Source organism: Streptomyces sp. NPDC048278, from assembly GCF_040652195.1.
Taxonomy (GTDB): domain Bacteria; phylum Actinomycetota; class Actinomycetes; order Streptomycetales; family Streptomycetaceae; genus Streptomyces.
Genome location: NZ_JBEZLP010000054.1, coordinates 18570 through 31954, shown reverse-complemented (window position 1 = coordinate 31954; position 13385 = coordinate 18570). Strand labels below are relative to the sequence as shown.

At 72.3% G+C, this 13385-nt stretch carries 11 protein-coding genes and 1 pseudogene; 8 read left to right on the top strand and 4 right to left on the bottom strand.

Annotation, left to right across the window (positions count from 1 at the left end):
* Window positions 1-93: 93 nt before the first annotated feature.
* The 4 genes from AB0D74_RS47340 (at window position 94) to AB0D74_RS47325 (ending at window position 5257) form a co-directional block, all read left to right on the top strand.
* On the top strand, window positions 94-1212 hold the full coding sequence (locus AB0D74_RS47340; protein WP_351484111.1) for an LLM class flavin-dependent oxidoreductase: 1119 nt from the start codon (window positions 94-96) through the stop codon (window positions 1210-1212).
* Between the two features lie 94 nt (window positions 1213-1306).
* Window positions 1307-3037, top strand: coding sequence for a D-aminoacylase (locus AB0D74_RS47335; protein ID WP_362601716.1), 1731 nt, complete (start codon window positions 1307-1309; stop codon window positions 3035-3037).
* Window positions 3034-4503, top strand: a complete 1470-nt coding sequence (locus tag AB0D74_RS47330) for an aldehyde dehydrogenase family protein (RefSeq protein WP_362601713.1) — start codon at window positions 3034-3036, stop codon at window positions 4501-4503. The genes AB0D74_RS47335 and AB0D74_RS47330 overlap by 4 nt, the downstream gene beginning before the upstream one ends.
* 199 nt (window positions 4504-4702) lie before the next feature.
* Window positions 4703-5257 carry a DUF3455 domain-containing protein gene (locus AB0D74_RS47325; protein WP_362601710.1) on the top strand — a complete coding sequence of 185 codons (555 nt, stop codon included), beginning with the start codon at window positions 4703-4705 and terminating at the stop codon, window positions 5255-5257.
* Between the two features lie 115 nt (window positions 5258-5372).
* Here the strand turns inward: AB0D74_RS47325 and AB0D74_RS47320 are convergent, their stop codons facing one another.
* Window positions 5373-5756: a nitroreductase/quinone reductase family protein gene (locus tag AB0D74_RS47320; protein WP_362601707.1), complete on the bottom strand. Its 384-nt coding sequence runs from the start codon at window positions 5754-5756 to the stop codon at window positions 5373-5375.
* A 41-nt stretch (window positions 5757-5797) separates the two neighbouring features.
* Here AB0D74_RS47320 and AB0D74_RS47315 point away from each other — a divergent pair.
* Window positions 5798-5968 (top strand): annotated as a pseudogene (locus tag AB0D74_RS47315) (endonuclease/exonuclease/phosphatase family protein); the annotation flags it as partial.
* 80 nt (window positions 5969-6048) lie between these two features.
* Here AB0D74_RS47315 and AB0D74_RS47310 read toward each other — a convergent pair.
* Both AB0D74_RS47310 and AB0D74_RS47305 read right to left on the bottom strand, forming a co-directional pair.
* Complete coding sequence (locus AB0D74_RS47310; protein WP_362601704.1) at window positions 6049-6576, bottom strand: hypothetical protein; 528 nt, start codon at window positions 6574-6576, stop codon at window positions 6049-6051.
* Window positions 6577-6622: 46 nt separating this feature from the next.
* Entirely contained in the window at window positions 6623-7219 is a 597-nt protein-coding gene (locus AB0D74_RS47305) for a 3'-5' exonuclease (RefSeq protein WP_362601701.1), read from the bottom strand.
* A gap of 68 nt (window positions 7220-7287) precedes the next feature.
* Here AB0D74_RS47305 and AB0D74_RS47300 point away from each other — a divergent pair, with 68 nt between their 5' ends.
* Window positions 7288-7860, top strand: a complete 573-nt coding sequence (locus tag AB0D74_RS47300) for a hypothetical protein (RefSeq protein WP_362601699.1) — start codon at window positions 7288-7290, stop codon at window positions 7858-7860.
* 242 nt (window positions 7861-8102) lie between these two features.
* Here AB0D74_RS47300 and AB0D74_RS47295 read toward each other — a convergent pair whose 3' ends face one another.
* A complete protein-coding gene (locus tag AB0D74_RS47295) occupies window positions 8103-9614 on the bottom strand; it encodes a CehA/McbA family metallohydrolase (protein WP_362601696.1) in 1512 nt (503 codons plus the stop codon).
* 154 nt (window positions 9615-9768) lie between these two features.
* Here AB0D74_RS47295 and AB0D74_RS47290 point away from each other — a divergent pair, with 154 nt between their 5' ends.
* Both AB0D74_RS47290 and AB0D74_RS47285 read left to right on the top strand, forming a co-directional pair.
* The gene (locus AB0D74_RS47290; RefSeq protein WP_362601693.1) at window positions 9769-10614 is read left to right on the top strand and encodes an LLM class F420-dependent oxidoreductase; all 846 of its coding nucleotides are present in this window, start codon (window positions 9769-9771) and stop codon (window positions 10612-10614) included.
* A gap of 157 nt (window positions 10615-10771) precedes the next feature.
* The gene (locus AB0D74_RS47285; protein WP_362601690.1) at window positions 10772-13357 is read left to right on the top strand and encodes a bifunctional FO biosynthesis protein CofGH; all 2586 of its coding nucleotides are present in this window, start codon (window positions 10772-10774) and stop codon (window positions 13355-13357) included.
* Window positions 13358-13385: the final 28 nt, after the last annotated feature.

Here is a 13385-nt window from a genome sequence, read left to right as displayed (position 1 = left end):
CGTCAGCTATTGACCTTTCTGACGCAACGTCAGAAAGTCGTAGGACTCAGTAGGGCTCATGGGAACCACCTGGACTTGGGACGGTGAACCGCTTTGGAATTCGGGCTCTTTGTACAGGGATACGTGGGCAAGCGAGCCGAGACCGACCCGCTGGCCGAGCACAAGGCACTGATGGAGGAGACCGAGTACGTCATCCAGGCGGACCAGTCGGGCTTCAAGTACGCCTGGGCCTCCGAGCACCACTTCCTCGACGAGTACTCCCACCTGTCCGCCAACGACGTGTACCTGGGGTATCTGGCGCACGCGACCGAGCGGATCCACCTGGGCTCCGGGATCTTCAACCCGCTCGCCCAGGTCAACCACCCCGTGAAGGTCGCCGAGAAGGTCGCCATGCTCGACCATCTCACCGGCAACCGCTTCGAGTTCGGCAGCGGGCGCGGCGCCGGCTCGCACGAGATCCTCGGGTTCATCCCTGGTGTGACCGACATGAACTACACCAAGGAGATCTGGGAGGAGACCATCGCCGAGTTCCCCAAGATGTGGCTCCAGGACGAGTACGTCGGCTTCCAGGGCAAGCACTGGCAGCTGCCGCCGAGGAAGGTGCTGCCGAAGCCGTACGGCAAGTCGCACCCGGCGATGTGGTACGCGGCCGGGTCGCCGCCGTCGTACGCCATGGCGGCGAAGAAGGGGCTGGGGGTGCTCGGGTTCAGCATCCAGAAGGTCTCCGACATGGAGTGGGTGCTTGAGCAGTACAAGACGGCGATCGTGAACGCCGAGCCGGTCGGGGACTTCGTCAACGACAACGTGATGGTGACGACGACGGCGATCTGCGCGCCGACCCACGACGAGGCGATCCGGATCGCGGCGAGCGGCGGGCTGCACTATCTGCCCTCCCTGGTGTTCCGGTACCACGACACCTTCCCGCGGCCCGAGGGGTTCCCGGTGTGGCCGGAGACGCTGCCGGAGTACACCCCCGAGTTCGTCGAACTCCTCGTGGAAGAAGAGCTGTTGATCTGCGGGGACCCGGACGAGGTGCTGCGGCAGTGCAAGCGGTGGGAGCAGGCCGGGGCGGACCAGCTGAGCTTCGGGCTGCCGGTGGGGGTGCCGAAGGAGGAGACGCTGCAGACGATCCGGTTGATCGGGGAGCACGTGATTCCGAAGATCGACACGGATCCCGTTCACCGGACGACGCGGTTCCGGGGTGCCGCGTAGTCGCCGTTGCGGGGTGCGGGTGCGTTGTGGCTGGTCGCGCAGTTCCCCGCGCCCCTAGGTAAGCAGTCCGGCCGCACACCAAGAGGTGAGCCCAATGCTCGATCACGTCATCAAGGGGGCCTCGGTCGTCGACGGGACCGGCGCACCCGCCTTCACCGCCGACGTCGGTGTCCGTGACGGTCGTATCGCCGTCATCGGTACCGTCACCGAGGAATGCCGGACCAGCGAGGACGCCACGGGGCTCGTCCTCGCGCCCGGGTTCGTCGATCCGCACACGCACTACGACGCGCAGCTCTTCTGGGACCCGTACGCGGTCCCTTCGCTGAACCACGGCGTCACGACCGTCGCCGCCGGGAACTGCGGGTTCACCCTCGCGCCCCTGAACCCGGGACGCCCCGCCGACGCCGACTACACCCGCCGCATGATGTCCAAGGTCGAGGGCATGTCGCTGGTCGCGCTGGAGGAAGGGGCGCCCTGGAGCTGGAACTCGTTCGGGGAGTACCTGGACGCGCTCGAAGGGCGGATCGCCGTCAACGCCGGGTTCATGGTGGGGCACTGCGCGCTGCGCCGGTACGTGATGGGGGCGGACGCGGTCGGCGGGCAGCCGAGTGAGCAGCAACTGGGCGAGATCGTACGGCTGTTGCACGAGGCCATGGACGCGGGGGCGTGGGGGTTCTCCACCACCCAGTCCAGCACCCACTCCGACGGGGACGGACAGCCGGTCGCCTCCCGGCACGCGCTGCCCGCCGAACTGCTCGCCATGTCCAGGGCCGTCGGGGAGCACGAGGGCACGCAGATCGAGGCGATCGTCGCCGGGTGCCTCGACCAGTTCAGCGACGCCGAGATCGAACTGTTCGCCGAGATGAGCGCGGCGGCCGGGCGGCCCCTGAACTGGAACGTGCTGACCGTCGACGCCGCCGTGCCCGAGCGGGTGCCGCGGCAGCTCCAGGCCAGTGAACGGGCCCGGAAGGCGGGCGGCAGGGTGGTGGCGCTGACCATGCCGATCCTCACGCCCATGAACATGTCGCTCGGCACCTTCTGCGCGCTGAACCTGATCCCCGGGTGGGGGCCGATCCTCGGGCTGCCGGTCCCGGAGCGCATCGAGAAGCTGCGCGACCCGGACGTACGGGCCGAGATGCTGGCGCGCGCCCAGTCCAAGGAGGCCGGGGTCTTCCGGCGGCTGGCGAACTTCGGGCGGTACGTCATCGGGGACACGTACAGCGAGGCGAACGCCGGGCTGTCGGGCCGGGTGGTGCGTGACATAGCGCAGGAGCGGGGCCAGGAACCCTTCCACACCCTGGTCGAGATCTGCGCCGCCGACGGACTCCGCACCGTGCTGTGGCCGATGCCCACGGACAACGACCCCGCCTCCTGGGCGCTGCGCGCCGAGACCTGGCAGCACGAGGACGTGCTGCTCGGCGGGTCGGACGCGGGGGCGCATCTGGACCGGATGTGCGGGGCGCCGTACACCACCCGGTTCATCGGCGACTGCCTGCGCGGCCGGAAGCTGCTGGGCCTGGAACAGGCCGTGAAGATGCTGACCGACGATCCCGCCCGGCTCTTCGGGCTGCGGGAGCGGGGGCGGATCGCGGAGGGCTGGCATGCGGACCTCGTGCTCTTCGACCCGGAACGGATCGCCGCCGGCCAGGCCACCCTGGTGCACGACCTGCCGGGAGACAGCCCGCGCCTGGACTCGAAGGCGATCGGCGTGCACGCGGTCTGGGTCAACGGCGTCGAGGCCATCCGGGACGACGTGGTGAGCGGGGCCGTACCGGGGAAGGTGCTGCGGTCCGGGCGGGACACCAGGACGGTGAGCACCCGGTGAGCGGGGCGGGTGACGTGGCCGACGGGCAGCGGCTGTTCGTCGGGGGGCGGTGGACGGAACCCGACGACGGGTACTACGAGGTCGTCGACCCGGCGACCGAGGAGACCGTCGGCCGGGCCCCCGAGGCCTCCCGCGACCAGGTGCTGGCCGCGTGCGCGGCTGCCCGGGAGGCCTTCGACGGCTGGTCGCGGACGCCGGCCGGGGAGCGGGCGGCGGTGCTCGGCCGGGCCGCCGACATCATCCGGGCGCGGCTGGGCGAGCACGCGGACCTGGCCCGCGCCGAGACGGGCGCGACCACCGGCACCGCGCGGGCGATGCAGGTGGGCGTGGCGGTCGCCCGGTTCCGCCGGTACGCGACCGTCGAACCGGCCGAGTGGGCGATCCCGCCGCAGATCAACGAGGCCGGGCCGATGGGGAGGGCCGGCGTGATGGGCGCGCTCGCCGTGCGCCAGCCGGTCGGGGTGGTCAGCTGCATCACCTCGTACAACAACCCGTGGGCCAACCCGGCGGGCAAGGTCGCGCCCGCGCTGGCGATGGGCAACACGGTGGTGGTCAAGCCGGCCCCGCAGGACCCGCTCTCCGTCTACCGGATGGCGGATGCGCTGGAGGCGGCGGGCGTCCCGCCGGGCGTGGTGAACGTCGTCTCCGGCCGTTCGACGGGGGTCGGCGAGGCCGCGGTGGCCTCGGCCGACGTCGACATGGTGAGCTTCACCGGTTCCACGGCCGTCGGGCAGCGCATCGCCGAGGTGTGCGGGCGGGACATGAAACGCCAGTTGATGGAGCTGGGCGGCAAGGGCGCGGCGGTCGTCCTCGACGACGCGGACGTCGCCTCGGCGGTGGCCGGGATCGGCACCACCTTCTCCTTCTACAGCGGGCAGATCTGCACGGCGCCCACCCGGGTGCTGGTGCAACGCGGGCTGTACGACCGGCTGGTGGACGGACTGGCCGGATACGCGGGCCGGCTCAAGGTGGGCGACCCGGCCGCGCCGGACACGGTGGTCGGGCCGCTGATCAGCGCCGAGCACCGGGCACGCGTCGAGTCGTACGTCGAACTCGGCCGGAAGGAGGGCGCGACGGTGCTCACCGGCGGCGAACGCCCTGCGCCGGAGCGGGGGTTCTACCTGGCCCCCACCGTCCTCGCCGACTGCACGAACGACATGCGGGTGGCCCGCGAGGAGATCTTCGGCCCGGTCGTCTCCGTGGTCCCCTTCGACGACGAGGAGGAGGGCATCGCCCTCGCCAACGACTCCGACTACGGCCTCATCGACTATGTCTGGTCGGGAGACGTGGCCCGGGCCTTCCGGGTGGCACGGCGGCTGCGGGCGGGCGGGGTCGGGATCAACACGGTCGGGCGGAACATGGAGGCGCCGTTCGGCGGGTTCAAGAAGAGCGGGGTGGGCCGGGACGTCGGCTCGTACGCGCTGCACGCCTACAGCGAGGTGCAGGCGATCGTCTGGCCGGGGTGAGGGGTCAACCAGGGCTGTTCACGTGCCCTTTGGGGTCGGCGTGGGGTTCCGCGCGGGCAGTGATCGGGCAATCGGCTCCGCGGACGGCGGCGGATCCGTAGCGTCCGGACACGACAAGGGGGACGGCCGGTTTCCGGATCGTCGACGTCCGGCCGCTCTCCCGTCCCGGAACACGCACGACATCCTTGGAGCCCACTCCATGAAGCTCGCCAAGAGAATCGCCCTGACCGCCACGGCCGTCGCCGCTTCGGCCGCCGCCACGCTGGCGGGTACGACCGCGGTCCAGGCCTACTCCGCGCAGCCCGCCCGCCTCCCCGCCGTCCACGCCCCCGCCGCGCTCGCCGTCCCCGACGGCAACAAGCTGACCGGCGTCTACGCCGCGCACGGCGTCCAGACCTACACCTGCACCGACGGCGCCTGGAAGCTCCTGGAGCCGGCCGCCACCCTCTCCGACAAGCGGGACCGCGCCCACCGCCCGGTCGCCCTGCACTCCCGTGGCCCGGTCTGGGTCTCCACGGTCGACGGCAGCGCCGTCAACGCCTCCGCGGTCGCCACGTCCGCGAAGGACGGCGCCGTCCCCGAGCTGCTCCTCAAGGCCACGGCCACCCGCGGCGCCGGGACGTTCGAGGGCGTCACCTACGTCCAGCGTCTGGACACGGAGGGCGGCGTGGCCCCGGCCGCCGCCTGCACCGGCACGGACCAGGTGTCGGTGCCGTACGCGGCGACGTACGCGTTCTACAAGGCGGCGAGCTGAGCGCTGCGCTCTGCCGGAAGCGCCGGGTTGGGCCGGCTGCGGCTGCGGCGCCGTCGTGGCCGGTCGCGCAGTTCCCCGCGCCCCTTCGGGGCGCTCCTGTGCGGGGCGCTTTCGCTTAGGTGAGGTCGACCCGGATCGTCAGCAGCTGCGTGCCCAGTGCCCTGACGGCGGTGCTGTTGCCCTTGGGCAGGGTGCGCAGGCGGGCGACCGGGTCGTCGTCGGGCAGGAGGTGGGCGGTGCCGTGGTGCCACCGCCCGCCGATCCGTACCCGTACCCGCGGGTCGGCCTGGATGTTCCGCACGTACTGGGACTTCGTCCCGAACTCCGACACCAGCCAGAAGGCGTCCCCGACCCGCCGCCCGCCCAGCGGCGTCCGCCGCGGCTGCCCGGAGACGCGTCCGGTGGTCTCCAACAGGGTCTGGAAGGGCATCAGGCGGGTCAACGGGTTGGCGACGTGCCGCTGGAAGGCGGTGGTGGCCCGGAATCTGCGGTCGGACATGGTTCCTCGGTCTCCCGTTCTGCTGTGCTGCCGTGACGGTGATGCCTTTCAATGTCCCTCACGCTTCCCCGACGAGAGACGGCGGGCCCGTGCGGATCGTGACCTGGAACCTGTGGTGGCCCTTCGGGCCCTGGGCCGAACGGCAGAAGGCGATCCTCGCGGTCCTGCGTGAGCTGCGGCCGGACGTGGTCGGGCTCCAGGAGGTCTGGGCGGTCGTCGCGGACCTGGCCGGCGGGGGAACGGCGGGGTCACCGCTCCTCCCGTGAAAGGCGGCCCGCTTTCCTGCCCAGGCTCACCAGAGCCCGCAGGGCTCCCGTCCGGCCGCGCGGAGCAGGATGTGCCGCGTGGAACCCATCCCGTACCTGTCGACCTCACTGGAGAGTCCGGCCACCTCCAGGAGGAGCGGGCGGATGTCGACCCCGGCGTCCCGGGCCCGGCCGCACAGGTCGTGGAGGCCGACCATCATGTCCCGGGTGTCCTGGCCCTGGTCCTCGACCGATACCTCCAGCAGCCGTTGCCGGAAGCCCTCGGTTGTCGGCTCCAGGGGCAGGGTCGTCGCCCAGGTGAAATGGGGACACCGCTCCAGGAGGGCGCGCAGGGCGGCCCGGGTGGCGTCGTCGCCCTCCTCGTAGCGGGTGAGCACGTCCCGCAGGGCCGCCTCGGCCTCCGGGCGGATCCCCGCCTCGTCCAGCGGGTGCGGGGCCTCCCGCATCGTCCGCGCCCAGTCGGGGTCGGTGAGATCCACCGGCCTCCTCGCGACGGGCTCGACGCACGCGTCGATCAGCGCGACCCACTCCGCGAGCTCCGCCGGTTCGCTCATGGCAGCCCCTTCAGCTCCTTCGGCCCTTTCGGCCCTTTCGGCCCTCTCAGCTCTTTCGGCCGAGGTGTTCCGCCGGGGTGGTCGGCCACTCGCCCCGTGCGGAGAGGTGGAGCACGAGGGACGCGATGTTCCAGGCGTCGTCCTCGCCCCGGTGGTGCCGGCCTTCGAGCGGCAGCCCGGCGATCTCCAGGGCCTGTGCCATGCCGGGGCGCTTGCGCAGGCCGTACGCCTCGGTGAAGGCGGCCTTGGCGTTGGTGTGGCGGCGGTTGAAGGGGTAGGGCGTCCGGGTGGCCCGGCACTGCCGGGTGAACTGGTTGCGGTCGTAGTCGCCCCAGCTGGCCCACGGCCGGGCGCCCGCGCCGTGCCCGGCCGCCAGCAGCCGGCACGCCTCGGCGAAGGTGACGCCCCGGTCGACCTCGGCCTGCGTGAGGCCGGTCAGTTCCGTGCAGAACCCGCTCACCGTGGACCGGGCGGGCCGCACCACGATCCGGTGCCGGGCCAGGCGCTCACCGGCCGCCAGGTCGACGACGGTCAGCCCGACCTCGATGATCTCGCTGACCTCGCCGGGCGGCGGGGAACCCGCCCAGCAGGTCGCCTCGACGTCCACGACGTTGACGAGCCCCGCGGCCCCGGTGCTGTCCATGACGGGAAGCGTAGAGAGGCCCGGCGGCCGGGGCACGCGGGTTTCGGCGCGGATGGGACGATGCGCCGGTGAACCACTTCTCGTACTCCCGCATCGGTCCTGGTCATGACCGGCCGCGGCTCCCGGAACCCAGGCCGGTCGAGCCCGGTGAGTGGCCGAAGCTGGAGGCCGCGCTCGCCATGGTCAACCGCGATCTGACGGCGACCCTGCCCGGGCAGGACCCGCTGATCCTGCTGGCCGAGCCGCCCCAGCAGTCCCCGCCCTCGGGCGGAGTCGACAGGGGCCGGGTCTACGTGGCGATGCCCGACGGGCGTTGGCAGGGCAACCAGGTGAACGCGTACGACCCCGAGGAGGGCGACCCGCTGGAGCCGGACGACGAGATGACCGTGCTGAGCGTGGTCGCGGACGCGGCGCAGGAGACCGTCGTGGAACTGCTCTGGCAGGTCTGGCCGGTCTGCGGGGAACACAGGCTCGGCATGCACCCTCGGCCCGCGGGGACCGCCGACGACTGGTACGGGGGGGCGACGGACGACGCCGGGCCGCTGGTGTGGTGGTGCCGGGGCGGCGGTGACGGCACGTGGCATGACGTCGCCCAGGTGGGCGAGCTGGCCGCCACCCTGCCGGGAGAGCGGCGTCGCTGAGCGCTCCGCTTGGAGGCGCCGCGAGCTGCCGCTGCCGCTGCCGTCTTTCGGCTGCGGCGCCGTCGTGGCTGGTCGCGCAGTTCCCCGCGCCCCTTACGGGGCGCTGTCGTGGCCGCCGGCGATCACCAACCCCGGCCCCTTACGGGGCGCTGTCGTGGCCGCCGGCGATCACCAACCCCGCGCCCCTTACGGGGCGCTGTTGTGGCCGCCGGTGACCACCAACCCGGAATCGGCGTGCTGCCTCACCGCCCCAGGAAGATCGGGTTCGTCAGTGCCGCCAGGGCGCCGGGAATCGGGCCCGCTGCTGTCTCGTGGCGGATCTCCGCGCGGACGTAGGCGGCGTACTGCGGGGTGGTCTGCCACTCGACCACGCCGGAGCCGGTCACCGGGAGTGGGTCGCTGGTCAGCAGGACGCCCTCGTCGGTGATGAAGCGGACCGTGCAGCGGGGGACGCCGGAGGCATCGAGGCGGACGGTCACCGTGCTGTCGGCGGCCACCGCCAGGCGTTCGCCGATGCCCGCCCGCTCGCCGCGACCGCCCGTCGCCGTGAAGCTCAGCGTCACGTTCTTCGACTCGGCGATGTAGGAGCGGCCCGCGCGCAGGCCCGCCTGGATCGCCTCGCGGCTCAGGTCGTCGGCGAGGACGACGGTCTGGGGTGAGCCGACGGCGTCCGGGTCGCGGTGGGCGTCGCTGTTGCCCATGCCGGGCAGCCACTGCCGGTTGTTCCGTACCGAGGCGACGAGCGTGGCGTCCCAGGCGGCGAGGGCCACCTCGTCGTCGGGGGTGTACGGCCCGTTCCACACCTCGACCGCGTCCGCGTCCCCGAAGCCGAACTTCCAGGCGCAGCCGACGCAGGTGGCGTGCGGGTGGGCCGGTACGACCAGGCCGCCGGCCTTGTGGATCTGGTGGGCGAAGTGGCCGAAACGGTTGTCGCGGGCCCGGTAGCGCCAGTCGACGAAGGTGCCCGGGTCGGTGCCGAGGGCGACGACGTGGCCGTTCCGGGTCGTGACCTCCTCGCCGAGCATGATCAGCAGGTCGTCGCCGGCCTGGTCCGCCCAGTGCGGGTGCGCGGAGTGCGTGTTGTGCTCGGAGGAGTTGATGAAGTCCAGGCCGGCCGCGCGGGCGAGGGCCGCGATCTCGGCGGGGGTGCGGCGGCCGTCGGAGTACCAGGAGTGCAGGTGGCAGTCGCCGCGGTACCAGTCCCGGCCGCGGCCCTTGGCGCGGGAGGGCGGGTAGACCGGGCGGACGGGGGTGCCGGGTTCGCCGTACGTCAGGGTGATCGTCAGCTCGTACGACAGGCCCTGTGGGGCCACCGTGTACGGGCCGAGGGCGACGTACCACGTGCCCGCGTGGACCGGGCCCGGGATGTAGCCGGGGGTCGCGTCGTCGGCGCGGACGAAGAACTCCGTGCGGGCGCCGCCGGACCAGCCCCGGAAGCCCTTGCCGCCCAGCTCGGTGCCGTGCTGGTCGAAGAGGCCGATGTCGAGCGCGTTGCCCGTGGTGCCGGCCGGGACGCTCGGCCTGTCGTAGGTGTAGGAGACCTTGAGTTCCCGTACCCCGGCGGGCACTTCGACCGGTACGTACACGAAGTCCGGGCAACCGGGCGGCAGGGTGCCGCTCACGGTCGCCGTCTCCTGGCTCCCCTGGTCCTGACCGTCCGCCGCCGCGAAGCTCACGCTTCCCAACGTAAGGGCTGTGGCCGCGCCCGTCACGATCAGCGCGCGTCTGCCGATGCCGTGCGTGTCCTCACACATGCCGCCCACTCTCCCCTCCCGACGTGAACTCCCACGGAAGGACAGGGAATCCACAGACATCCGTCTGCCCTGTGCATAGCCCTGTGAAAGGCGGGGCGTGTGATGCCGACCAGTCGGTATGGACATATCGAGCCACCCCCGGTACAGATGGGGCATGCGTATAGCCGTCACGATCTTCCTCACCGACGAGACCATCGCCCCCGTCCGGCTCGCCCGTGAGCTGGAGGCGCGCGGGTTCGCCGGGCTGTACCTGCCCGAACACACGCACATCCCCGTCGAACGGACCACTCCGTATCCGGCGGGTGGTGACCTGCCCCGCGAGTACGGCCGTACCCTCGACCCCTTCGTCGCCCTCGGCCAGGCCGCCGCCGTCACCGAGCGCCTCGGCCTCGGCACCGGCATCACCCTGGTCGCCCAGCACGACCCGATCGACCTGGCCAAGCAGATCGCCACCCTCGACCACCTCTCCGGCGGCCGTTTCACGCTCGGCGTCGGCTTCGGCTGGAACGTCGAGGAGGCCGCGGACCACGGGGTGCGCTGGCGGACCCGGCGCGAGCTGGGCCGGGACCGGATGGCCCTGATGCGGGCGCTGTGGGCCGAGGAACCGACCGCCTACGAGGGGGAGTTCGGGAGTGTGCGGGCGTCGTCCGCGTATCCCAAGCCCGTGCAGAAGCCGCGCGGGCCGGTCGCCGGGCCGCGCACGCTGGTCGGCGGGGCGGCGGGGCCGAAGCTGTTCGCGCACATCGCCGAGTACGGGGACGGGTGGATGCCGATCGGGGGGCGTGGACTGACCGAGTCGTTGCCCGTGCTGCGGGGTGTGTGGGCCGACGCGGGGCGTGATCCGCAGGCGCTCCAGGTGGTGCCGTACGCGGTGTTCCCGAGCGCCGGAAAGCTCGCGCACTATGCCGAGTTGGGCATCGAGGAGGTCGTGGTGCAGTTGCCTCCGGCGGGGGAGGCGGAGGTGCTGGGGGTGCTGGACGGGTACGGGGAGTACCTGTGAGCGGGCGGGTGCGGGTCGTGCGTGGTTGCTCGCGCAGTTCCCCGCGCCCCTTGCTTTCAGGGGCGCGGGGAACCGCGCGACCAGCCACGACGCACCGCCACCCGGCAGCGCACCGCCGCCCCACCAACCCCACCGAACCCGAACGTATGCTCAAAGAATGACGACTTCCGCGACCCCCGGAACCGGCCCCACCGAGAACTCCATGCGTCGCGCCCTCAAACGCGCCCGGGACGGCGTCGCCCTCGACGTCTCCGAGGCCGCCGTCCTGCTCCAGGCGCGTGGCGAGGCGCTGACCGATCTCGCCGCCTCCGCCGCCCGGGTCCGCGACGCCGGGCTGGAAGAGGCCGGCCGGCCCGGTGTCATCACGTACTCGAAGAGCGTCTTCATCCCCCTCACCCGCCTGTGCCGCGACAAGTGCCACTACTGCACGTTCGTCACCGTCCCCGGCAAGCTCCGCCGGGCCGGGCACGGGATGTTCATGTCCCCGGACGAGGTCCTCGACGTCGCCCGCAAGGGCGCGGCCCTCGGCTGCAAGGAAGCCCTGATCACCCTCGGCGACAAGCCGGAGGACCGCTGGCCGGAGGCGCGCGAGTGGCTCGACGCGCACGGTTACGACGACACGATCGCCTATGTCCGGGCCGTCTCCGTCCGCATCCTGGAGGAGACCGGCCTGCTGCCGCACCTCAACCCCGGGGTGATGTCCTGGACGGACTTCCAGCGGCTGAAGCCGGTCGCGCCGAGCATGGGCATGATGCTGGAGACGACCGCGACCCGGCTCTGGTCCGAGCCCGGCGGTCCGCACCACGGCTCCCCGGACAAGGAGCCCGCCGTGCGCCTGCGGGTGCTGGAGGATGCCGGGCGCTCCTCCGTGCCGTTCACCTCCGGGATCCTGATCGGCATCGGCGAGACGTACGAGGAGCGGGCCGAGTCCCTCTTCGCGCTGCGGCGCGTGGCCCGGTCGTACCACGGGGTCCAGGAACTGATCATCCAGAACTTCCGCGCCAAGCCGGACACGGCGATGCGCGGCATGCCGGACGCCGAACTGGACGAGCTGGTGGCCGCCGTGGCGGTGGCGCGGCTGGTGATGGGGCCGGCCGGCAACATCCAGGCGCCGCCGAACCTGGTCGCCGGGGAGTACGAGCGGCTGATCGCGGCCGGTGTCGACGACTGGGGCGGGGTCTCCCCGCTCACCATCGACCACGTGAATCCCGAGCGCCCCTGGCCGCAGATCGAGGAACTCGCCCGGAGGTCGGCCGCGGCCGGTTTCGAGCTGCGGGAACGGCTCTGTGTGTACCCGGAGTTCGTCCGCAGGGGCGAGCCCTGGCTGGACCCCCGGCTGCGCCCGCACGTGGCCGCGCTCGCCGACCCGGAGACGGGCCTCGCGGTTCCGGACGCGGTGGTCGAGGGGCGGCCCTGGCAGGAGCCGGAGGAGGTCTTCGTCGCGAGCGGCCGTACCGATCTGCACACCGCCATCGACTCCGAGGGCCGTACGACCGACCGGCGCGACGACTTCGACGAGGTGTACGGCGACTGGGGCGCGCTGCGGGAGGCGGCGGCCCCCGGGATGGCGCCGGAGCGCATCGACACGGACGTGCGCGCGGCCCTGGCGACCGCCGCCGACGACCCCACGAAGCTGACGGACGCCGAGGCCCTCGCCCTGTTCCACGCGGACGGCCCGGCCCTCGACGCGCTGACCGGGATCGCCGACGACGTGCGGAGGTCGGCCGTCGGCGACGACGTCACCTACATCGTCACCCGCAACATCAACTTCACCAACGTCTGCTACACCGGCTGCCGTTTCTGCGCCTTCGCGCAGCGCCGCACCGACGCGGACGCCTACACCCTCTCCCTGGACCAGGTCGCCGACCGGGCCCAGCAGGCGTGGGACGTCGGCGCGGTCGAGGTCTGCATGCAGGGCGGCATCCACCCCGACCTGCCCGGCACCGCCTACTTCGACATCGCGAAGGCGGTGAAGGAGCGCGTCCCCGGCATGCACGTGCACGCCTTCTCGCCGATGGAGGTCGTCAACGGCGCGACCCGTACCGGCCTGTCGATCCGGGAGTGGCTGACGGCGGCGAAGGAGGCGGGCCTGGACACCATCCCGGGGACCGCCGCCGAGATCCTCGACGACGAGGTCCGCTGGATCCTCACCAAGGGCAAGCTGCCCGCCGCCACCTGGATCGAGGTGGTCACCACCGCGCACGAGCTGGGCATCCGCTCCTCCTCCACCATGATGTACGGCCATGTCGACCAGCCCCGGCACTGGCTGGGCCACCTGCGCACCCTGGCCGGCATCCAGCAGCGCACCGGCGGCTTCACGGAGTTCGTGACGCTGCCCTTCATCCACACCAACGCGCCCGTCTACCTGGCCGGCATCTCCCGGCCCGGCCCGACGATGCGCGACAACCGGGCGGTGACGGCGATGGCCCGTCTCCTCCTCCACCCCTACATCCCGAACATCCAGACAAGCTGGGTGAAACTGGGCGCGGAGGGTGCGGCGGAGATGCTCCGCTCGGGTGCGAACGACCTGGGCGGGACGCTGATGGAGGAGACGATCTCGCGGATGGCGGGGTCGTCGTACGGCTCGTACAAGTCGGTCCGCGACCTCGTGGCCGTGGCCGAGGCCGCCGGGCGCCCGGCCAGGCCGCGTACCACGCTGTACGGGCCGGTCCCCGAGGAGCGGCAGCGGGCGGCGGAGGCCTCCGACGGGCACCTGCCGGAGCTGCTGCCGGTGCTGGACTGAGCCGTCGGGCGGACGGGCGGCGCACAGT

Bases quoted from the DNA above. Each gene is read 5' to 3' on its own strand.
- AB0D74_RS47320 (WP_362601707.1), bottom strand. From the start codon at position 5,756: ATGTCCGACCGCAGATTCCGGGCCACCACCGCCTTCCAGCGGCACGTC.
- AB0D74_RS47335 (WP_362601716.1), top strand. From the start codon at position 1,307: ATGCTCGATCACGTCATCAAGGGGGCCTCGGTCGTCGACGGGACCGGC.
- AB0D74_RS47295 (WP_362601696.1), bottom strand. From the start codon at position 9,614: ATGTGTGAGGACACGCACGGCATCGGCAGACGCGCGCTGATCGTGACG.
- AB0D74_RS47325 (WP_362601710.1), top strand. From the start codon at position 4,703: ATGAAGCTCGCCAAGAGAATCGCCCTGACCGCCACGGCCGTCGCCGCT.
- AB0D74_RS47285 (WP_362601690.1), top strand. From the start codon at position 10,772: ATGACGACTTCCGCGACCCCCGGAACCGGCCCCACCGAGAACTCCATG.
- AB0D74_RS47305 (WP_362601701.1), bottom strand. From the start codon at position 7,219: ATGGACAGCACCGGGGCCGCGGGGCTCGTCAACGTCGTGGACGTCGAG.
- AB0D74_RS47310 (WP_362601704.1), bottom strand. From the start codon at position 6,576: ATGAGCGAACCGGCGGAGCTCGCGGAGTGGGTCGCGCTGATCGACGCG.
- AB0D74_RS47290 (WP_362601693.1), top strand. From the start codon at position 9,769: ATGCGTATAGCCGTCACGATCTTCCTCACCGACGAGACCATCGCCCCC.